At 59.2% G+C, this 18,667-nt stretch carries 21 protein-coding genes; 14 read left to right on the forward strand and 7 right to left on the reverse strand.

The annotated features are described in order from the left end of the window. Positions 1-13: 13 nt before the first annotated feature. The 4 genes from ybeY to miaB all read right to left on the reverse strand — a co-directional run bounded on the left by ybeY (position 14) and on the right by miaB (position 3,995). The gene (gene ybeY / locus ACR0CA_RS04420; RefSeq protein WP_170782924.1) at positions 14-508 is read right to left on the reverse strand and encodes an rRNA maturation RNase YbeY; all 495 of its coding nucleotides are present in this window, start codon (positions 506-508) and stop codon (positions 14-16) included. Between the two features lie 38 nt (positions 509-546). Then, positions 547-1,569, reverse strand: a complete 1,023-nt coding sequence (locus ACR0CA_RS04425) for a PhoH family protein (protein WP_480548976.1) — start codon at positions 1,567-1,569, stop codon at positions 547-549. Between the two features lie 156 nt (positions 1,570-1,725). After that, positions 1,726-2,457 carry an outer membrane protein gene (locus ACR0CA_RS04430; protein WP_237217224.1) on the reverse strand — a complete coding sequence of 244 codons (732 nt, stop codon included), beginning with the start codon at positions 2,455-2,457 and terminating at the stop codon, positions 1,726-1,728. A gap of 218 nt (positions 2,458-2,675) precedes the next feature. Then, a complete protein-coding gene (miaB, locus tag ACR0CA_RS04435) occupies positions 2,676-3,995 on the reverse strand; it encodes a tRNA (N6-isopentenyl adenosine(37)-C2)-methylthiotransferase MiaB (RefSeq protein ID WP_170769906.1) in 1,320 nt (439 codons plus the stop codon). Positions 3,996-4,115: 120 nt separating this feature from the next. Here miaB and ACR0CA_RS04440 point away from each other — a divergent pair, with 120 nt between their 5' ends. Beyond that, positions 4,116-4,979, forward strand: coding sequence for a glycosyltransferase family protein (locus ACR0CA_RS04440; protein WP_480877817.1), 864 nt, complete (start codon positions 4,116-4,118; stop codon positions 4,977-4,979). Between the two features lie 68 nt (positions 4,980-5,047). Here the strand turns inward: ACR0CA_RS04440 and ACR0CA_RS04445 are convergent, their stop codons facing one another. Next, positions 5,048-5,845 (reverse strand): phytanoyl-CoA dioxygenase family protein, encoded by a 798-nt coding sequence (locus ACR0CA_RS04445; RefSeq protein WP_480897543.1) that lies wholly within the window; start codon positions 5,843-5,845, stop codon positions 5,048-5,050. A gap of 86 nt (positions 5,846-5,931) precedes the next feature. Between ACR0CA_RS04445 and ACR0CA_RS04450 the strand changes: the two genes are divergently transcribed. Beyond that, entirely contained in the window at positions 5,932-6,822 is an 891-nt protein-coding gene (locus tag ACR0CA_RS04450) for a LysR family transcriptional regulator (protein ID WP_480897544.1), read from the forward strand. 2 nt (positions 6,823-6,824) lie between these two features. On the opposite strand, the gene irrA is transcribed toward ACR0CA_RS04450, so the two are convergent. Further along, on the reverse strand, positions 6,825-7,241 hold the full coding sequence (gene irrA / locus ACR0CA_RS04455) for an iron response transcriptional regulator IrrA (RefSeq protein WP_170769903.1): 417 nt from the start codon (positions 7,239-7,241) through the stop codon (positions 6,825-6,827). Between the two features lie 188 nt (positions 7,242-7,429). On the opposite strand from irrA, the gene fabA reads away from it, so the two are divergent. From fabA to ACR0CA_RS04475, 4 genes are read left to right on the forward strand one after another with little or no spacing between them, the layout of a single operon-like run. After that, a complete protein-coding gene (gene fabA / locus ACR0CA_RS04460) occupies positions 7,430-7,939 on the forward strand; it encodes a bifunctional 3-hydroxydecanoyl-ACP dehydratase/trans-2-decenoyl-ACP isomerase (RefSeq protein ID WP_170326986.1) in 510 nt (169 codons plus the stop codon). 31 nt (positions 7,940-7,970) lie between these two features. Then, entirely contained in the window at positions 7,971-9,200 is a 1,230-nt protein-coding gene (gene fabB, locus ACR0CA_RS04465) for a beta-ketoacyl-ACP synthase I (RefSeq protein ID WP_480897545.1), read from the forward strand. A 5-nt stretch (positions 9,201-9,205) separates the two neighbouring features. Next, a complete protein-coding gene (locus ACR0CA_RS04470) occupies positions 9,206-9,997 on the forward strand; it encodes an enoyl-ACP reductase FabI (protein ID WP_170782930.1) in 792 nt (263 codons plus the stop codon). Positions 9,998-10,056: 59 nt separating this feature from the next. Continuing rightward, complete coding sequence (locus ACR0CA_RS04475) at positions 10,057-10,248, forward strand: hypothetical protein (RefSeq protein WP_480548986.1); 192 nt, start codon at positions 10,057-10,059, stop codon at positions 10,246-10,248. 17 nt (positions 10,249-10,265) lie between these two features. Here ACR0CA_RS04475 and ACR0CA_RS04480 read toward each other — a convergent pair whose 3' ends face one another. Further along, entirely contained in the window at positions 10,266-10,694 is a 429-nt protein-coding gene (locus ACR0CA_RS04480; protein ID WP_480897546.1) for an FKBP-type peptidyl-prolyl cis-trans isomerase, read from the reverse strand. A 108-nt stretch (positions 10,695-10,802) separates the two neighbouring features. Between ACR0CA_RS04480 and ACR0CA_RS04485 the strand changes: the two genes are divergently transcribed. The 8 genes from ACR0CA_RS04485 (at position 10,803) to ACR0CA_RS04520 (ending at position 18,559) form a co-directional block, all read left to right on the forward strand. Continuing rightward, the gene (locus tag ACR0CA_RS04485) at positions 10,803-11,492 is read left to right on the forward strand and encodes a haloacid dehalogenase type II (protein WP_480897547.1); all 690 of its coding nucleotides are present in this window, start codon (positions 10,803-10,805) and stop codon (positions 11,490-11,492) included. After that, positions 11,489-12,316, forward strand: coding sequence for an alpha/beta fold hydrolase (locus tag ACR0CA_RS04490; protein ID WP_480502844.1), 828 nt, complete (start codon positions 11,489-11,491; stop codon positions 12,314-12,316). Before ACR0CA_RS04485 ends, ACR0CA_RS04490 begins: the two co-directional genes overlap by 4 nt. After that, complete coding sequence (locus ACR0CA_RS04495; RefSeq protein ID WP_480897548.1) at positions 12,313-13,287, forward strand: threonine ammonia-lyase; 975 nt, start codon at positions 12,313-12,315, stop codon at positions 13,285-13,287. Before ACR0CA_RS04490 ends, ACR0CA_RS04495 begins: the two co-directional genes overlap by 4 nt. Positions 13,288-13,346: 59 nt before the next feature. Further along, complete coding sequence (gene pcaD, locus ACR0CA_RS04500; protein WP_480897549.1) at positions 13,347-14,135, forward strand: 3-oxoadipate enol-lactonase; 789 nt, start codon at positions 13,347-13,349, stop codon at positions 14,133-14,135. 12 nt (positions 14,136-14,147) lie between these two features. After that, positions 14,148-14,882, forward strand: coding sequence for an alpha/beta fold hydrolase (locus ACR0CA_RS04505; protein ID WP_480897550.1), 735 nt, complete (start codon positions 14,148-14,150; stop codon positions 14,880-14,882). A gap of 61 nt (positions 14,883-14,943) precedes the next feature. Continuing rightward, a complete protein-coding gene (locus ACR0CA_RS04510; protein WP_480859679.1) occupies positions 14,944-16,143 on the forward strand; it encodes a TCR/Tet family MFS transporter in 1,200 nt (399 codons plus the stop codon). 82 nt (positions 16,144-16,225) lie between these two features. Continuing rightward, positions 16,226-17,320: a Zn-dependent alcohol dehydrogenase gene (locus tag ACR0CA_RS04515; RefSeq protein WP_480897551.1), complete on the forward strand. Its 1,095-nt coding sequence runs from the start codon at positions 16,226-16,228 to the stop codon at positions 17,318-17,320. Between the two features lie 6 nt (positions 17,321-17,326). Then, positions 17,327-18,559, forward strand: coding sequence for a mandelate racemase/muconate lactonizing enzyme family protein (locus tag ACR0CA_RS04520; protein ID WP_480897552.1), 1,233 nt, complete (start codon positions 17,327-17,329; stop codon positions 18,557-18,559). Positions 18,560-18,667 lie beyond the last annotated feature (108 nt).

The raw sequence follows: 18,667 nt of genomic DNA on the forward strand, positions 1-18,667 counted from the left end.
TGACTGGCCCGTATTAAACTATATATGGGTTATCAATACCCATTTTGCCAAGTATCTCGACCTCAAGCCCCTCCATCAAAGTGGCGTCGGGGTCACGAATGTGATCATAGCCCAGCAGATGTAACAATCCGTGAATGATCAGATGCGTCACGTGATCGTCCATGGGTTTGCCTGCCTCGGCAGCCTCGCGGGTGCAGGTATCGAAGGAAATGGCGATATCCCCAAGAGCGATTTCACCGGTAAAATCGGGCTGCGGATGGTCAGGGATATCGCCTGCGGCCTCGGGCGACAGATCCTCGGCGGGCCAACTCAGCACGTTGGTCGGGCTGGGTTTTTCCCGAAACTCGGCGTTCAGCGCGGCAATGTGGGCATCATCGCAGGCCAGAACACTGACTTCACACAGATCTGCATCCAGATCAAAACGATGGAACACCGCCTGAGCGGCACGGTCTACCAATGCTTCCAGACCTCTCCAACGGGGGTCTTCGACCGTCAGTTCAATAGCCATGTCAATTCGCCCAATACCCGGTATCCGCAGCGCGGGCTTTATCCGGTTTCACGCCCCGCGTCGGCCTCATACGCCTCGATAATGGCGGCGACAAGCGGGTGGCGGACCACATCTTTGGAAGTGAAGTAGTTGAAGCTGATATTCGGGATCGTTTTCAACAAACGTTCCGCATCTGCCAGCCCCGATTGCACCCCGCGCGGCAGATCGACCTGCGAGCGGTCACCGGTGATCACCATCCGGCTACCTTCACCCAGACGGGTCAGGAACATCTTCATCTGCATGGTCGTGGCGTTCTGCGCCTCATCCAGCACCACGAAGGCATTCGCAAGGGTACGCCCCCGCATGAAGGCCAGCGGCGCGATTTCGATCCGCTTTTCCTCGATCAGCTTGGCCAATTGCTTGCCGGGCAAAAAGTCGTTCAGCGCATCATACAGCGGCTGCATGTAGGGATCGACCTTGTCCTTCATATCGCCGGGCAGGTATCCCAGCTTCTCGCCCGCCTCGACCGCCGGACGGCTGAGGATGATGCGATCCACATGCCCGCCGATGAACATCGACACACCAACAGCAACGGCAAGATAAGTTTTACCCGTGCCTGCCGGCCCGATTCCAAAGGCTAGTTCATTGTTGAACAGCGACTGCACATAGGCTTTCTGCGCGTCCGTGCGGGGCTCGACCAGTTTCTTGCGAGTCTTGATCTCGACCGTGCCGCCCTTGAACATCTCAAGCTGATCGCCGTCGCGGCTGCCGGTTCCGGTCTCGGACCCGCCCATGCGCAACTCACGATCCACATCTGCGGCTTCAACCTCGCGCCCGCCTTCCAGACGCGTGTAAAGCGCCTGGAGCACCTCAATCGCCTGTTTCTGGGCATCCTCGTCACCCATGACGACAAGCTGATTGCCACGGCGCACGATCTGAACCGATAGCTTGTTTTCAATATTAGTCAGATTGCGGTCATATTCGCCGCAAAGGTCAATCAACAACCGGTTGTCTGGAAATTCAACAAACGCCTCACGCTGGGGCATTTCATCTTGCGGTGGGGTCAGGGCACCGATGGCCAATCCGTTCTCCTGTCTTGGCGTTTCACCCTGAGCGTGACAACAATTGCCGGTAGGTGCAAGCCACAGATTCAAATTTTCCGGATCAGATGACAATTCCGCCGATTGTTTGTGATTTCAGCCAATCATCCCGGTATTCGACAGAGCACCCTCTGCAAATCAGAACGTATAAGTCAGACCAAACCGAAGACTGCGATACTCCGGCGTGGAACGGGTCGAGAATCCGTTGCCAAATTCGATATCCTCACCCTGAAACTGAACATATTCATATTCGCCGGTGATTGACCAATCGTCGTTCAGGTAGTGCTCAGCCCCAATACTCAGCGAGAATCCATCCCGGCTGTCACTCTCCTGAAATGACTGTGTCGTTGCGCCGGTGGTAATGCTGTTTGTCGTTTCGATGTCGCCGCGCACATAACCAGCGGACACAAAATAAAGGATGGAGCCGCTTTTGTTTGTCAGGCCATTGCGGAATCGGATGGACAACACGTCCGACACTTCGGACCCGCCGGTGACTGTCGTTCCACTGATCAGCGCGGTTGTTTCATCGTCAATCGAGCCGAACTCATACCCGATTTCAAGGCCGTAAACATAGTCGCGCCCGCCTTTGGCCGGAAGAACACCGCGCCATCCAGCCCGAACGCCACCGAATGACCCGTTCAAGTCCAATTCGCCAATGGGAAACGTGCCGCCTGGTGTGGCCAAACCGAACTGATCCGTTCCGCCACTTGCGTATCCCGCCGTCAATCCCAGATAGAAAGCGCTAACGTCGCGATCAACCCGCTGCGGATCCAATACCGGAGGGTCTGACAAGGCGGCATCGGTATTGCCCGCAATCGCTGCCCCTGAGAGCCCCAAAAGCGAAACCATCACCGCCAAAACAAACTGCAAACAAAGCTTTGTTTTATTTCTTTCGACTACCACTCGCACCCTCCAAGGCCCAGACACTTTGCCCGCGTCAGTACACAACCCGAAAATTCAGAGGCTACAAATGTCGTAGGTCCCTAAAAAATCTGGCTTTTCTCGGAGCATAGAACGAAGCGATAAATCAAGCGTTAATTTTCAGTTCAAATTGACCCTTGGCGTTTTCATCACAGATAGCGCGCGTGTCAGACAAGCTCACCCGCCAGCGAATTCGCGCCCGACGAGGTGATGCGTACGTCTCGCAACTCTCCGATGGCCAAATCCGCGTCGGCCACGTGAACCGAATGAAGATACTCGGATTTTCCGACCATCTGCCCCGGTAGACGACCCGGCTTTTCAAACAAAACACGCACGTTTCGGCCCACCATCGCATCCTGAATTTCGCGTTGATGCCGGGTGATCACGGCCTGCAGGCGCTGTAGGCGGTCATCCGCCACCTCAGGATCAACCTGAGACCGCTCGGCCGCCGGCGTTCCCGGACGGGTCGAATATTTGAACGAGTACGCGTATCCGTATCTGACTTGCTCAACCAAATCCAATGTCGCCTGAAAATCCGCATCGGTTTCCTCGGGGAAGCCCACGATGAAGTCGCCTGACATCATGATATCCGGCCGTGCCTCGCGAATACGTTCGATCAGACGCAAATAGCTGTCTGCCGTATGGCTGCGGTTCATCCGCTTCAGAATTCGATCCGAGCCCGACTGAACCGGCAGATGCAAATAGGGCATCAGCTTGTCGCAGGTTCCGTGCGCCTCGATCAGGTCATCGGCCATGTCGTTGGGGTGCGACGTGGTGAACCGGATACGCTCCAGCCCGTCAACCTTGTTCAACTCCCAGATCAGCCCGGCCAGCGTCATGTCACCGTTGGGTCCGGCCCCGTGATAGGCGTTGACGTTCTGACCCAGCAAAGTGATCTCACGCACGCCGCGTTCGACCAGATCCTGCGCCTCACGGATGATGCGATCCGCCGGGCGGCTAACCTCGGCCCCGCGGGTATAGGGCACAACGCAGAAGGCACAGAACTTGTCGCAGCCTTCCTGAACGGTCAAAAACGCCGTCGGGCCACGCTTGGCTTTGGGCCGGTTCTTGAGCTTTTCGAACTTGTCTTCCTCGGGGAAGTCGGTGTCCAGCGCCTTGGCGCCCTCGCGGGTCTTGGCCTCCATCTCGGGCAGACGGTGGTAGCTTTGCGGCCCCACCACCAGATCGACCAGAGGCTGACGACGCATGATCTCTTCACCCTCGGCCTGTGCAACACAACCGGCCACACCGATCTTCAAATCGGGCTTTTCCGCTTTCAGCCCTTTGAAGCGACCCAACTCGGAATAGACCTTCTCAGCCGCCTTTTCGCGGATATGGCAGGTATTCAGCAGAATCATATCCGCGTCATCGGGGCTTTGGGTTTCCACATATCCCTGACCGCCCAGCGTTTCGGCCATACGCTCGCTGTCATAGACGTTCATCTGGCAACCATAGGTCTTGATGTACAGCTTTTTGGGTTCCGACATGGGTAAGGCCTTTGCGTTCGCGGGATCGGCGTCGTCTATACCTTACGAACGCCGCTTGCAATGCCCGCGCGATTACCCGATTTTGGCCCGAAACGCCAGCAAGACGAGCGCGAACAGGCCATGCAATACGACTCGGTGAATTCCTTTCTGCGATCTGGTATGCCCACGCTGTCAAAAGGCCCAATTGCTCTGATCTTTGCCGAGGATGAGGTCGAGGTCGAAAGCACGATCCGTCACCACCTGAACCTCGGCTTCGCTGCGCTGGTAGCCTTCATGCCCACCGAATTCACTTTGTCCGACGATCTGGCCGAGCGCATACACCGTGTCACTTTGACCTGCGCCCCGCGCACAGTCGTCTTCGACACGATCAATACTATGATCGCATCGGCCCCGACGCGTTGGATGTATTATTGCTACAACGCCGAATACCTGTTCTTCCCCTTCTGCGAGACCCGCACCATCGGCGAGATGCTGGCCTTTCACACCGAAGAACGCCGTGATGCAATGTTGACCCACGTGGTCGACCTCTATGCTGACGATCTGGCGGCTTTCCCCAACGGGGTTGCTCCGGATCGCGCGATGCTGGACCGAAGCGGGTACTACGCACACACCCGCCACACGCCCGACGGCCACCCGGTTGAACGGCAGTTGGACATGTCAGGGGGGCTGCGCTGGCGGTTTGAAGATCACATTCCTTATGAACGCCGCCGCATCGACCGGATTGGTCTGTTCAAATCCCGCAAGGGCCTGACGCTCCGGTCAGATCACACGTTCAACACACAGGAATACAACACCTATTCCTGCCCCTGGCATCATAACCTGACGGCTGCGATCTGTTCCTTCCGTGCGGCAAAGGCTCTGAAATCAAACGCAGGATCGACCTTTGAAATCCCTAGTTTTCAATGGCGCAACTCGGTCGCGTTCGAATGGACCTCAAACCAGTTGCTGGACCTGGGCCTGATCGAACCGGGACAATGGTTCTGATCCGCCCTTCATCTGGCCAAAAATATCCCGGGGGAGGTGCGGCCCCGCCGCGCCGGGGGCAGAGCCCCCTATCGCGGCCACACCATCGGAAACCAATCCTCGCGCAGGCGCTGCCCCGGCACCATGTCATGGCCCGGAAACGGGGGTGAGGTGCGGCCGGGTCGCTCCACATAGCGCGCATCATCCCCCACCAACCGCAACGAAAACGCACGGCGGCGACTGTTTGAGTGATTCCCGCGTGCGCCGTGCAAAGTGCGATAGTTGAAAGCTACCGCGTCGCCCGGCTGCATTTCGAATTCGACCACATTCATCCCTTCGGTGTCCGGGTCAGGTACAGGGATGTACTGGCCCTCATCCGCAAAGAACCCCTCCTCAGACACCCAGCGGGTCGGCAATACCTCTTTCTCCCACCGATGCGATCCGGCCACGCAGCGCAAGGTTGCCTGTGTCACCGAGTCCAGCGGGGACCAAAAGCTGATCGTCTGCCGACCCTCGACAAAGTAATACGGCCCATCCTGATGCCAGGGCGTCGCCATCGAGGTCCCCGGCTCTTTCACCAGTACATGATCGTGAAACACTTGCACGGTCTGCGATTGCATAAGATCCGCCGCGACCTCGGCCGCCGGAGAGTTGTGGACTACGTCCTGAAACTGCTCGATTCGCGACCAGTTGCAGTAGTCGTCAAAGAACAGTCCCGTTTCGCCCCGTTTCTTGTTGTCCGAGGCATATGGACCGGGATCCGCCATATTCGCTGCTACTCCGTCGCGCAGGCGATCAACGTAGTCGGCAAACAGCCCCCTGATCAGCACGACGCCGTCACGCTGATAAGTGTCGATCATGTCTTGCGTCACAAGGGAGTGGGTCATGTTCGTCTCCGAGCCGGTTGTGCGATGATCTGCGCATGACATTTCCCTCTGTTCAAGTCATATCTTTTGAAGGTAGATATAAAATCATGTTATATCTTTCTCTACGACAGTACGAATATGTCTGCGCCATCGGTCGACATGGGGGCCTGTCGGCGGCAGCGCAGTACCTGAATGTGTCGCAACCCGCCCTGTCCAACGCCCTGACACGGGTCGAAGAACAAGTGGGCCACCCACTATTCACCCGCAAACGCGGCGCAGCCATGAGCCTGACCCCACAAGGGCGCAGGTTCATCGAACAGGCTGAGGCCCTGCTGGCCCGCGCAGCGCAACTGGAAAATTCATCTGCCGGGGGACCTGCGGCGGCGCGCCTGCGCTTGGGATGTTTCGAAGATCTTGCGCCGTTCTTGCTGGCGCGCGCTTTGCGCCTGTTGCGCAGGGAACTCCCAGATGTCGCTGTGACCTACCGCGTGGCGGATTTTCAGGGCCTAGTTTCGGGCCTGGTTCAGGGGGAAATCGACTTGGCATTCACCTACGGCCTGACTTTGGATGCTGGCTTCTCGACGACGCAGTTGTTTGCAAATTCCCCGAACGCAGTGATGGCTCCGGATCACCCGCTTGCGGGGCGGGAACACGTCTCGTTAAGTGACGTGGCCGCCTATCCCTTGATCCTGTCGGATGAAGGGCTTTCGGCACAACATTTTCTCAATCTCTTCCGCTCAGCCGGAAAGACCCCAAAGGTTGCCCACCGGGCAGCATCGCTGGAAATTCAACGCAGCTTTGCGGCGCATGAAGAAGGGGTTGCGATGACTTATGCCAACATCCCAGCCCCGCTCAGCTACGACGGAACGCCGCTGGTCAGCCTGCCCGTCACTGACCAGATCGCGCGCGAGCCGGTTGTGCTGGCGCGGCACGGTACGGGACCGCTGGATGCGCTTACCGAACGGGCGCAACAGGTCCTGGCTGAATTATCGACGTAAGGTTATTTCTTCCGCAGACGGATCACCACATCGACCGACGCGATTTCGACCCCCTCAGGCGCGTCAGGCAGGCGCTGAATCACCAACTGGTCCGACGGCGCATCGCTCAGGCGGCCTTCGTCTTCCCAGAAGAAATGCGGATGGTCATGGGTGTTGGTGTCGAAATAGCTTTTCGAACCGTCCACGGTGATTTCCTGCAACACCCCGGCCTCGCAGAACGCGCGCAGCGTGTTGTAGACCGTCGCCAAAGACACAGCATCGCCGTTCTTTTTGGCCGATTCAAACAGGCTTTCCGCGGTGACATGACGATGATTTCCGTCACCCACCAAAAGCTCCGCCAGGGCCACGCGCTGACGTGTCGGGCGCAATCCGGCGTGAACCAACCAATTAGTGGCTATGCTCTGGCTTTCTGGTGTCATGAATCCGATACCGATTTGTTGCTTGTGTATATATAAGTGCTGAGGCCTAGGAATTTCAAATGAAATTCATTCGCAAGAACAGACGGAACTGGTCATGATGTATGTCACCGCTCTTGCAGGACCTTGCATACGGGTGCTAGACGAGGCCAGATTAGATAAACGGACCCCTGGCAGGAGAGGCGGCAAGAATGGCCCAATTCCCGAGCAGCTTTGACAAGGATGATCTGCTGAAATGCGCCCGTGGCGAATTATTCGGCCCCGGTAACGCGCAGTTGCCCGCCCCGCCGATGCTGATGATGGACCGGATTACCGATATCTCAGCCGATGGTGGAGCCCATGGCAAAGGTCATGTTTTGGCGGAATTCGACATTACTCCGGACCTGTGGTTCTTTGACTGCCACTTCCCCGGCAACCCGATTATGCCCGGTTGTCTGGGGCTGGATGGCCTGTGGCAGCTGACCGGCTTTAACCTGGGCTGGCGCGGCTGGCAGGGGCGTGGCATGGCTGTTGGCGTGGGCGAGGTCAAGCTGACCGGCATGGTCCGCCCCGACCGCAAGATGCTGACTTACAAAATTGATTTCAAAAAAGCGATCCAGACGCGCCGCCTGACCATGGGTGTGGCGGATGGTATCGTCGAAGCGGACGGTGAAATGATTTACGACGTCAAGGACATGAAAGTCGTCCTGTCCGAAGCCTGAGCCTGATCGGCCCGAAATAAGGAGCACGCATATGCGTCGAGTAGTTGTCACCGGTTTGGGGATTGTCTCCTCCATCGGGAACAATGCCCAAGAGGTTCTGGCCTCACTTAAAGCTGGCAAATCCGGCATTGAGGCCAACGACCAGATGGTCGAACACGGTTTCCGCAGCCAGATTGCAGGGTCGCTGAAGATCGACGTGACCGAGTATGTGGACAAGCGCACCTTGCGTTTCATGGGTCCCGGCGCGGCTTATGCCCATATCGCGATGAGCCAGGCGATCGCAGATTCCGGTCTGACCGAAGATCAGGTGGTGAACCCGCGCACAGGTCTGGTGGCCGGCTCGGGTGGCCCCTCGACCAGTGCGATGCTGACTGCGCACCAAACCGTACTGAAGAATGGCGCGACCAAGCGGATCGGGCCGTTTGCGGTGCCGAAATGCATGTGCTCAACGATTTCGGCCAACCTTGCGACCGCGTTCAAGATCAAGGGCATTAACTACTCGATCACCTCGGCTTGCTCGACCTCACTGCATTGCATCGGCAACGCGGCGGAACAGATCATGCTGGGCAAGCAGGACGTGATGTTTGCAGGCGGCGGCGAAGAGCTGGACTGGACGCTGTCCTGCCTGTTTGACGCGATGGGCGCGATGTCTTCGAAATACAATGACACGCCGGACAAAGCCTCGCGCGCCTTTGACCAGAATCGCGACGGTTTCGTGATTTCCGGCGGCGGCGGCATTGTCGTGCTGGAGGATCTGGATCACGCGTTGGCACGCGGTGCCAAGATCTATGCCGAAGTGACCGGTTATGCCGCAACCTCGGACGGGCATGACATGGTGGCCCCTTCGGGTGAAGGCGGCGAACGCGCGATGCGTCTGGCCCTGTCCACCCTGCCCGAAGGCCGAAAGGTTGGATACATCAACGCCCACGGCACCTCGACCCCGGTCGGCGATGTGGGCGAGGTTGAAGCCGTACGCCGCATCTTTGGTGAACGCAACGTGCCGCCGATTTCCTCGACCAAGTCGATGACCGGCCACGCGCAAGGTGCCGCAGGCGCGTTAGAGGCGATCTTCTGCTTGCTGATGCTGGACAATGATTTCATTACACCGTCGATCAATGTCGAAACGCTCGCCGAAGGCATCCAGCCCGGTGAAATTGCAACGCAAGTTGTTGAAAATGCGGGACTCGACTCGGTGATGACCAACAGCTTTGGCTTTGGCGGCACCAACGGATCCATGGTTCTTTCAAAGTATAACGGGTGAATGTGATGTCGGATCTTCTTAAAGGCAAACGCGGCCTGATCATGGGCGTGGCGAACGACCGCTCGATCGCGTGGGGTATCGCCAAAGCCATGCACGAGGCCGGTGCCGAACTGGCATTCACCTATCAGGGCGAGGCTTTTGGTAAACGGCTGGAGCCGCTGGCCCAGAGCCTCGGCAGCGACTTCATGGTCGACGCCGATGTCACCGATGACGACTCGCTGGACCGAGCGTTCGGCGAGCTGGGCGAACGCTGGCCCACCATTGATTTCGTGGTTCATGCGATTGCCTATTCGGACAAGTCGGAACTGACCGGCCGCTTCCTGAACACCACGCGGGCGAATTTCAAACACTCGATGGACGTGTCGGCCTATTCCTTCATCGAGGTCGCGCGCCGCGCCTATCCGATGATGAAAGACAATGGTGGCACGCTGCTGACGCTGACATATCAGGGTTCGAACCGCGTGGTTCCGAACTACAACGTGATGGGTGTGGCCAAGGCGGCGCTGGAATCGGCGACGCGCTATCTGGCCAATGATCTTGGCCCCGAAGGCATTCGCGTCAACGCCATCTCGCCCGGTCCGATGAAAACGCTGGCCGGTGCGGCCATCGGTGGCGCACGCAAGACCTACAAGTTCTGCGACCAGAACGCGCCCATGCGTTCGAACGCTACGCTTGAGGCCGTAGGCGGCACCGCTGTTTATTTGGCATCCGAGGCCGGGGCATGCACCTCGGGCGAGATCATCAAGGTAGATGGTGGCTTCCACGTTCTGGGCATGCCGCAGCCTGACTTTATGTGACCCCAATTTTCCCCGCCGGTGCCCAGATTTGACCATCTTTCACCGGCAGGGATACGGGTATGAGCAAAGCTGAACATATCGCGGCAAGCACCGCGCGCACGTCCCGATCCCGTCGCAAGTCTGGATTTCTGGGTGCGCGAGGGCGCATAGCCCTGCTGGGCCTGACCACAATGCTGATGCTGTTTGTGTATTTCACCCAGCCGCAGGTCAGAAGCGCAGTCGCATCCTGGACCAGCCTGCTGGCAGGCTGATCCGCATCGGCGCAGGGTCAGTTGATCGACACGACCTCGATATCAAACACGAGGTCCTGACCGGCCAAGGGATGGTTGGCGTCCAGTGTCACCGTTGCCTCATCCGCTTCAACCACCGTCACCGGCATGACCTGCCCGTCGGGTGCCTGCATTTGCAGCCGCGAACCGGGCTCCAGCGGGATATCATCGGGGATGCCTTCGCGCGGGATGCTTTGCCGCATCGCCGGGTTGATCGGCCCGTACGCATCGACGCAGGCAATTTCGACCTTCTTCTTCTCACCCACCGTCAGGCCGGGCATAGCACTGTCGAGCCCCGGAATGATCTGCCCCGATCCCACCACGAATTCCAGCGGATCGCGCCCGTCCGAGCTGTCAAAGACATTCCCGTCCAGTAACGTCCCCGTATAGTGAATGCGAACCGTGTCGCCCTGTTTGATAGCGGTCATTCTGGCCTCCGGCCGTTAAAGAGTTGAACGGCCAACCCTAGAGTGTGACACGCCATTGTAAACCCGTTCCTCTTTTGCCAACCTGCGCCCCAGGGATGGAGGGATCAGATGCCGATCAAAACATGTATCTTCGACGCTTACGGGACGCTGTTTGACGTAGCCGCCGCCGCACGACAGGCCGCAGCCGAGCCGGGGTTTGAAGCACTGGGGCAGAAATGGCCCGAACTGGCCAATTACTGGCGCCTGAAGCAGTTGCAATATACTTGGCTGCGCGCGGTCTCGGACGCACATGCGGATTTCTGGGATGTCACTCAGGACGGGTTGGATTGGGCTTTGGAGGCCACCGGTCTGGATGGCGATTCAAAACTACGGCAACGTCTGCTCGACCTCTATTGGGAATTGCAGGCCTACCCCGAAGTGCCCCAGATGCTGCAAGCGCTCAAGGCCGGAGGATTGCAGACCGCGATTCTGTCGAACGGCTCGCCGCCGATGTTGGACGGTGCGGTGCAATCTGCGGGGATTGGCGATGTGCTGGACGATGTCCTGTCGGTCGAAAGCGTCGGGGTCTTCAAACCCCATGTACGCGTCTACGATCTGGTGCAGGAACGGTTCGGCGGCGAACGGAACGAGATTTTGTTCGTGAGTTCAAACGGCTGGGACGCCGCAGGTGCCAGTGGCTATGGTTTTACCACCGCATGGGTCAACCGCGCAAAGGAACCAATGGACCGCTTGCCCTGGAGACCCGCGCATGTATTGTCCGACCTGACGACGATCCCTCAACTTGCTGGGCTGGAATGACATTTTTTACAACAACTGATGGAAAGAACCTGTATTTCGAAGAAAACGGATCAGGTTCGCCCGTCCTTTGCCTTGCAGGGCTGACACGTAATACCCAGGACTTCTCGTTTCTGACACCGCATATGGCAGATCATCGGATGATTGCGATGGACTACCGAGGGCGCGGCCAGTCGGAGTATGACACCGACCACGGCAACTATAACGTTCTGCGCGAAGCCCATGACGCGATCGAATTGCTGGACCATCTTGGGCTTGAGCGGGTTTCGGTGATCGGCACTTCGCGCGGCGGGTTGATAGCCATGGCGCTCGCCGCCAGTCACCCCGAGCGTTTGGCCTCGGTCGTGCTGAACGATATCGGGCCGGTTATCGACACGTCAGGGATTGCCAAAATCATGGGCTATGTCGGCAAAAAGCCGGTTTCCAAAACCTATGATGAAGCAGCTCTTGCCCTGCAGCATATGATGGCCGAGCATTTCCCCGGAGTTCCGCTGGAGCGATGGCGGCAAATGGCTGAATTCCAGAATCAGGAAACTGAACAGGGCCTAGCTTTGCGCTATGATCTGGGGTTGCGTACTGCTCTGCTGGAACAGGCCGCCGCCGGGGCGATCCCGGATATGTGGCTGTTTTTTGAGGCTTTGCGCGATATTCCAACCGGCGTCATTCGGGGTGCAAATTCCGATGTGCTTGGCAAGGACACTCTGGCCGAGATGCATAGACGTCATCCCGGGCTCGTCTCAGTCGAAGTCCCTGACCGGGGCCACGCGCCCTTTCTGGACGAACCGCAATCCCTGGAGCTGATCCGCAACGTATTGGACGCCGTATGAGCACATTGCAAATGATTGAAGCGGCCGCAGAACGGTTGCGGGGCAACGTGCGGGAAACACCGATCCTGACCTCCCCGTTTCTGGACGAGATTGCGGGCCGCCGGGTGCTGGTCAAACCCGAATGCCTGCAACATACCGGCAGCTTCAAGTTTCGCGGAGCTTGGTCGGCGATTTCAGCGCTCAGCGAAGCCGAGCGCAGCCGCGGGGTGATCGCTTTTTCCTCGGGCAATCACGCGCAGGGCGTGGCCCACGCCGCAACCCGTCACGGTATCGCGTCGGTGATCATCATGCCCTCGGACGCGCCCCAGTTGAAAATCAACAACACCCGCGCTCTGGGGGGCGAGGTGGTTCTGTACGACCGCGCCACGGAAAGCCGCGAAGAAATTGGCGAAGCTTTGGCCGCCGAGCGTGGCCTGACCCTGATCCGCCCCTATGACGAACCGCAAGTGATTGCCGGGCAAGGCACCACTGGTCTAGAGATCGCCCGGCAAGTTGCGGATTTGGGCGTGAAACACGCAGATGTGCTGGTGTGCTGCGGTGGCGGCGGGCTGACCTCGGGCATTGCGCTGGCGCTTGAAGAACACGCTCCCGGCCTGCGTCCCCGCCCCTGCGAACCCGAGGGGTTTGACGACGTGAAACGCTCTTTAGCGACGGGGCAAATCCAAAGCAACGCGGCAACCAGCGGCAATATCTGCGACGCTATCCTGACCCCGCAACCGGGGGATATCACCTTCCCGATCCTCAACCGCCTGTGCGGCCCCGGCCTGGCTGTGTCCGAAGATGAAGCCATGCACGCCATGGCGCTGGCCTTCTTGCGCCTCAAGATTGTTCTGGAACCGGGCGGAGCGGTATCGCTGGCCTCGGCCCTGTTTCGGCGCGACGAGATCGAGGGTGATGCGGTGATCGTCGTCGCCTCGGGCGGAAACACGGACCCGGATGTCTTTGCCAAGGCGCTGGAGTTCCTGACCTGACAAACCCTACGCGATTTGGGTATTAGTCGGTTCCAAATGGGATGAACGGGGAAACAGTCATGCAGATCGCTGATCTTGGGGATGTCCAGCTTCACTACCGGATTGACGGCGACCCCGACGGGCCGCCCGTGGTGTTTGCGAACTCGCTTGGCACTGATCTGCGCCTGTGGGACGCCGTGCTGCCCCATCTGCCCGCTGGTCTTCGGATCATTCGATATGACAAACGCGGGCACGGCCTGTCGTCGTGCCCAACGGGTCCCTATTCGATGGGGGCGCTGGTGCGGGATGCCGAAGCGTTGCTAGATCTTCTGAATGTGCGCGACTGCGTGTTTGTGGGCCTGTCTATCGGCGGGCTGATTGCGCAAGGCTTGGCCGTTAAACGCATGGATCAGGTGCGCGCACTGGTGCTGTCGAACACGGCGGCCAAGATCGGCACGCCCACCATGTGGCAGGACCGGATCGACGCCATCCGCAAGGATGGGATCGAGGCGCTGGCCGACGCCACGATGGAGCGCTGGTTCTCGCGCGTGTTTCGCGCCACGCCCGATATGCTGCTGTGGCGGAACATGATGGAACGCCAGCCTGCCGAAGGGTATATTGGGTGTTGTGCGGCCATTTCGGGCACGGATTTTTACACCCCCACAAGCGGCTTGCGCCTGCCCACGCTGGGCATTGCGGGCAGCGAGGATGGCTCGACCCCGCCCGATCTGGTGCGTGAGACCATCGAACTGATCCCGGGATCAAAGTTCGAGTTGATCCGCAGGGCCGGGCATCTGCCCTGCGTCGAGCAGCCCGAAGAATATGCAAACCTGCTGCACCGTTTCCTGACCGATATCGGTCATATCTGAAGGAGGGCTGATATGGCGGATTTTCTGTTGGTACACGGCTCCTGCCACGGCGCGTGGTGCTGGCGCGACCTGATCCCGGCGCTTCAGGCTTTGGGCCACACGGCCCGCGCGATTGACATGCCCAGCCATGGCTCGGATCCGACGCCCATTGCGCAAGTCACGCTGACCGGGTGCCGGGATGCGGTGTTGGCCGCTTCGACCCCTGAAACGATCATCGTCGGACATTCCTGGGGCGGCTACCCGATCAGCGCCGCGGCTGAGGCCAATCCTTCGGCCATGAAGGCGCTAGTCTATCTGTGCGCTTATGTGCCCAAGGATGGTATGTCGATGGTCGAGATGCGCCGTAAATCGCCGCGCCAGACCATCGCAGACGCGGTCGAGAAATCAACCGATGGTTTGTCCTACATCGTCAAGCCGGATTGCGTGCAGGACCTATTCTATCACGACTGCCCGTCACAATCTGTGCGCTGCGCGTTGGCTCGCTTGTGCCCGCAACCCATCGCGCCGCAGGACACGCCCCTGCCCCTCACCGACAGGTGGGATCAAGTTCCAAGGGCTTATATCCGCGCGACCGACGACCGCACCATTCCGCCAGAATATCAGGCACAAATGAGCCTGTCGGTGCCGCCAGATATGCGCTTTGACATCGACAGTTCGCACTCTCCGTTCTTCTCGCAGCCTGACACATTGGCCGGAATTCTGAACGCCATCGCCGAACAAACCTTTCCATCCGGTCGTCCGTGTTGACGCTTTTCGTCCAATCACCGAGGGACCAGCGCCCGCCGGACCACTTGGGTGATTGCTGACGATGCGCCTGCCCTTCCTCTTTGTCCTGCTGACCGTGATGATCGACGCGATGGGCATCGGCCTTGTTCTGCCAATCATGCCAGAGCTCATTGTCGAGGTTCAGGGCGGCACCCTCGCAAGCGCCGCTATCTGGGGCGGCGTGCTCAGCACAACATTCGCGGCCATGCAATTTGTATTCGGCCCGATCCTGGGCAACCTCTCGGACGCGTATGGACGGCGGGTCGTTTTGCTGGTCTCGCTGTTCGTGATGGCGCTGGACTATGTCGTGATGGCACTGGCAGGCAGCATTTGGCTCTTGCTGATTGGGCGCCTTGTCGGAGGTATCACAGCAGCCACCCATGCCACCGCTGCCGCCTTCATGGCCGATGTCTCGAAACCGAAAGACAAGGCAGCCAATTTCGGCCTGCTGGGCGCGGCTTTTGGCATCGGCTTTGTCCTTGGCCCCGTAATCGGTGGATTGCTCAGCGAATACGGAACCCGCGCGCCCTTCTGGGCTGCCGCTGGGCTTTCAACCCTCGCATTCGCCATCGGTGTCTTTGTCATGCCCGAGACCGTTACCGACAAAACCCGCCGCGCGTTCAGCCTGCGCCGCGCCAATCCGGTCAACTCTTTGCGCGCCATAGCCAGCCTGCCCGGAATTCGCCCGTTGTTGTGGGTTTATTTCCTCTATTCCGTGTCGATCTACGTCTATCCGGCAATCTGGGCCTATTTCACCACAGAGCGCTTTGGCTGGTCGCCGCAGATGATCGGCCTGTCGCTGGGCGTCTACGGCATCGGAATGGCCGCGGTTCAGGGCGGGTTGATCCGACCGGCCATGCGGTATTTTGGTGAGCGCAAGACCATCATCTACGGCATGGGCTTCGAGATCGTCAGCTTTATCATACTGGGATTTCTGACCAACGGCTTCATCGCCCTGATGCTGATCCCGATCACCGCCATTGGTGCAATCGTCACCCCGGCGTTGCAAGCGATGACATCCCGCGCCACGCCGGATTCCCAGCAAGGAGAGTTGCAGGGCGTCCTCACCTCACTGCATGCCTTGTCGATGGTAATATCGCCTTTGGTGATGACCAGCGTCTTTGCGCAGTTTGCGCGCCCGGATGCCGTGCTCTATCTGCCGGGGGCACCGTTTTTTCTGGCCATGCTGTTGATGGTTGTGGGCTTTGTCCTTTTCTTCCGGTCACCTAAGGTCATGACCTGACAACGACACTTTTGTGACGGTTTCCGCCTTGCGTCGCGCGCCCGTCCGCGTCACCGTGACCGGAAAAGGACGAGGGCAAACCATGCAAACCATCAAAGCCGCCGTATGCCGGGCGTTTAACGAACCTCTGGTCATCGAGGACGTGCAACTGGCACCACCGGGAACGGGCGAGGTCGAAGTGACCCTGGATGCGGTGGCGATCTGTCACTCGGACATCTCTTACGCCAGCGGCGCATGGGGCGGGTTCCTGCCTGCGGTCTATGGGCACGAGGCCGCGGGCGTGATCTCCGCCGTGGGCGCTGCAACCGACGGGTTTCAGGTCGGGGATCCGGTCGTGGTCACTCTGATCCGCGCATGCGGGTCCTGTCCGTCCTGCGCGGGTGGGCAACCGACCATTTGCGAAACGCCCCATAACACAGTGAAGGGGCCCTTGCGGACCTCGGACGATGAACCGCTGGATCAGGCCATGGCCTGTGGTGCCTTTGCCGAAAAGGTCGTCGTCAGCCATAGGCAGATCGTGAAAATCCCCGAAACCATGCCCAAGGACGTTGCCAGCCTGCTGTCCTGCGGTGTGATCACCGGTGTAGGTGCTGCCGTCAACGCCGCTGGTTTGCGGGCCGGTCAGGACGTCGTCGTGATCGGCGCGGGTGGGGTGGGCCTGAACGCAATTCAAGGCGCTCGTATAGCCGGGGCCCGCCGTATCGTGGCTGTCGACATGACCGAAGAGAAGCTTGAGATCGCGAAAGAATTCGGTGCGACCCATGGCGTTCTGGCAACGGCCAAAGCCCCTTGGAAGGAATCCTACAAGGCTTTGGGCGGGCGCGGCGCGGATGCGGTACTGATTACCGTCGGCGCCATCCCGGCCTATGATCAAGCCCCGCGCTATCTGGGACGCGGCGGCAAGGCGATCATGATCGGGATGCCGCATTCCGGGGATATGTCGACCTATGAACCGGTTATGCTGGCCGCTTTGGGCCAAGGCGTGATCGGGTCGAAAATGGGCGATGTGGTCATTCAGCGGGATATCCCATGGATGATCGACCTCTATGAACAAGGGCGGCTGAAACTGGATGAGCTGATCTCGGGCCGCTGGTCACTGGATCAAATCAACGAGGCCATTGCCGACACCAAGACCGGATCGGCCAAACGCAACGTGATCCTGTTTGACCGAGGCTAGCCGCGCATGAAACTGCAAGATCTCGACATCATCGTCACCGCCCCGCCTGCGCCGGGCTGGGGCGGGCGTTATTGGATACTGGTGAAGCTCACGACCGATACCGGGATTACCGGCTGGGGGGAATGCTATGCATCCTCCGTCGGACCCGAGGCGATGCGCCACGTCATCCGCGACGTGTTCGAGCGGCATATGCTGGGCGAGAACCCCGAGAACATCGAACTCATGTTCCGCCGCGCCTATTCCAGCGGCTTCACGCAGCGCCCCGACCTGACGGTGATGGGCGCGTTTTCGGGGCTCGAGATCGCTTGCTGGGACATTCTGGGCAAAGACCGCGACCGCCCGGTCTATGCCTTGTTGGGTGGGCTGATGAATAACCGCATTCGCGCCTATACGTACCTCTATCCCCTACCCCAGCATAACCTGACCGACTTCTGGACTTCGCCCGAACAGGCCGGGGAATGCGCGGCCGAGATGGTGCGGCGCGGCTTTACAGCCGTCAAATTCGACCCCGCCGGGCCTTACACGATCCGGGGCGGGCACATGCCCGCGATGTCCGATATCTCAATGTCCGTGGCCTTCTGCAAAGCGATCCGCGAGGCGGTTGGCGACAAAGCCGACCTGTTGTTCGGAACCCACGGCCAGTTCAACACCGCAGGCGCGATCCGTCTGGGACAAGCGCTGGAACCATATTCTCCGCTATGGTTCGAAGAACCGACGCCGCCCGACATGGTCGAGGACATGGCCCGCGTCGCCCGAAATGTCCGCATCCCGGTGGCAACCGGTGAACGAATGACGACCAAGGCCGAATTCGGCGCGGTCCTGCGCGCGGGTGCGGCTGAGATCCTGCAGCCCGCATTGGGACGTGCTGGCGGGATATGGGAGATGAAAAAGGTCGCCGCCATGGCCGAGGTTTTCAACGCCCAGATGGCACCGCATCTTTATGCCGGGCCGATCGAGTGGGCCGCGAATATCCATCTGGCGTCCTCAATCCCGAACCTACTTCTGCTTGAGACGATCGAAACCCCGTTCCATGACGCGCTGATCAAGGGCAGCCTTCGGGTTGAGGACGGGTTTGTCACCGCGCCCACCGCGCCGGGGTTGGGAATTGAAGTAGACGAGGAATTGGCCCGCGCGCATCCCTTTGACGGAACGGGTCTGCATTTACAGATGCAGGAAGAACCTTGCGACTATGTCAACGGAAATGCGTTTCAGGGCGGCGCGCCTGCAACCGAGGGGTGACAAACCGCAGGGTTTTGCGGCATATTGCATGAACCCCCTAGTTTCAGACAGGCCACCCATGACACTCATGGAAAACGACACGCAAACGGCAGATGGTGCCGTAACAGA

The sequence above is a fragment of the Ruegeria sp. F12 genome (genome assembly GCF_056533885.1).

Excerpts from the sequence above, each read along its gene's own strand:
- ybeY (WP_170782924.1), bottom strand. The coding sequence starts at position 508 with ATGGCTATTGAACTGACGGTCGAAGACCCCCGTTGGAGAGGTCTGGAA.
- miaB (WP_170769906.1), bottom strand. The coding sequence starts at position 3,995 with ATGTCGGAACCCAAAAAGCTGTACATCAAGACCTATGGTTGCCAGATG.
- ACR0CA_RS04440 (WP_480877817.1), top strand. The coding sequence starts at position 4,116 with ATGCAATACGACTCGGTGAATTCCTTTCTGCGATCTGGTATGCCCACG.
- ACR0CA_RS04445 (WP_480897543.1), bottom strand. The coding sequence starts at position 5,845 with ATGACCCACTCCCTTGTGACGCAAGACATGATCGACACTTATCAGCGT.
- ACR0CA_RS04450 (WP_480897544.1), top strand. The coding sequence starts at position 5,932 with ATGTTATATCTTTCTCTACGACAGTACGAATATGTCTGCGCCATCGGT.
- irrA (WP_170769903.1), bottom strand. The coding sequence starts at position 7,241 with ATGACACCAGAAAGCCAGAGCATAGCCACTAATTGGTTGGTTCACGCC.
- fabA (WP_170326986.1), top strand. The coding sequence starts at position 7,430 with ATGGCCCAATTCCCGAGCAGCTTTGACAAGGATGATCTGCTGAAATGC.
- fabB (WP_480897545.1), top strand. The coding sequence starts at position 7,971 with ATGCGTCGAGTAGTTGTCACCGGTTTGGGGATTGTCTCCTCCATCGGG.
- ACR0CA_RS04470 (WP_170782930.1), top strand. The coding sequence starts at position 9,206 with ATGTCGGATCTTCTTAAAGGCAAACGCGGCCTGATCATGGGCGTGGCG.
- ACR0CA_RS04475 (WP_480548986.1), top strand. The coding sequence starts at position 10,057 with ATGAGCAAAGCTGAACATATCGCGGCAAGCACCGCGCGCACGTCCCGA.
- ACR0CA_RS04480 (WP_480897546.1), bottom strand. The coding sequence starts at position 10,694 with ATGACCGCTATCAAACAGGGCGACACGGTTCGCATTCACTATACGGGG.
- ACR0CA_RS04485 (WP_480897547.1), top strand. The coding sequence starts at position 10,803 with ATGCCGATCAAAACATGTATCTTCGACGCTTACGGGACGCTGTTTGAC.
- ACR0CA_RS04490 (WP_480502844.1), top strand. The coding sequence starts at position 11,489 with ATGACATTTTTTACAACAACTGATGGAAAGAACCTGTATTTCGAAGAA.
- ACR0CA_RS04495 (WP_480897548.1), top strand. The coding sequence starts at position 12,313 with ATGAGCACATTGCAAATGATTGAAGCGGCCGCAGAACGGTTGCGGGGC.
- pcaD (WP_480897549.1), top strand. The coding sequence starts at position 13,347 with ATGCAGATCGCTGATCTTGGGGATGTCCAGCTTCACTACCGGATTGAC.
- ACR0CA_RS04505 (WP_480897550.1), top strand. The coding sequence starts at position 14,148 with ATGGCGGATTTTCTGTTGGTACACGGCTCCTGCCACGGCGCGTGGTGC.
- ACR0CA_RS04510 (WP_480859679.1), top strand. The coding sequence starts at position 14,944 with ATGCGCCTGCCCTTCCTCTTTGTCCTGCTGACCGTGATGATCGACGCG.
- ACR0CA_RS04515 (WP_480897551.1), top strand. The coding sequence starts at position 16,226 with ATGCAAACCATCAAAGCCGCCGTATGCCGGGCGTTTAACGAACCTCTG.
- ACR0CA_RS04520 (WP_480897552.1), top strand. The coding sequence starts at position 17,327 with ATGAAACTGCAAGATCTCGACATCATCGTCACCGCCCCGCCTGCGCCG.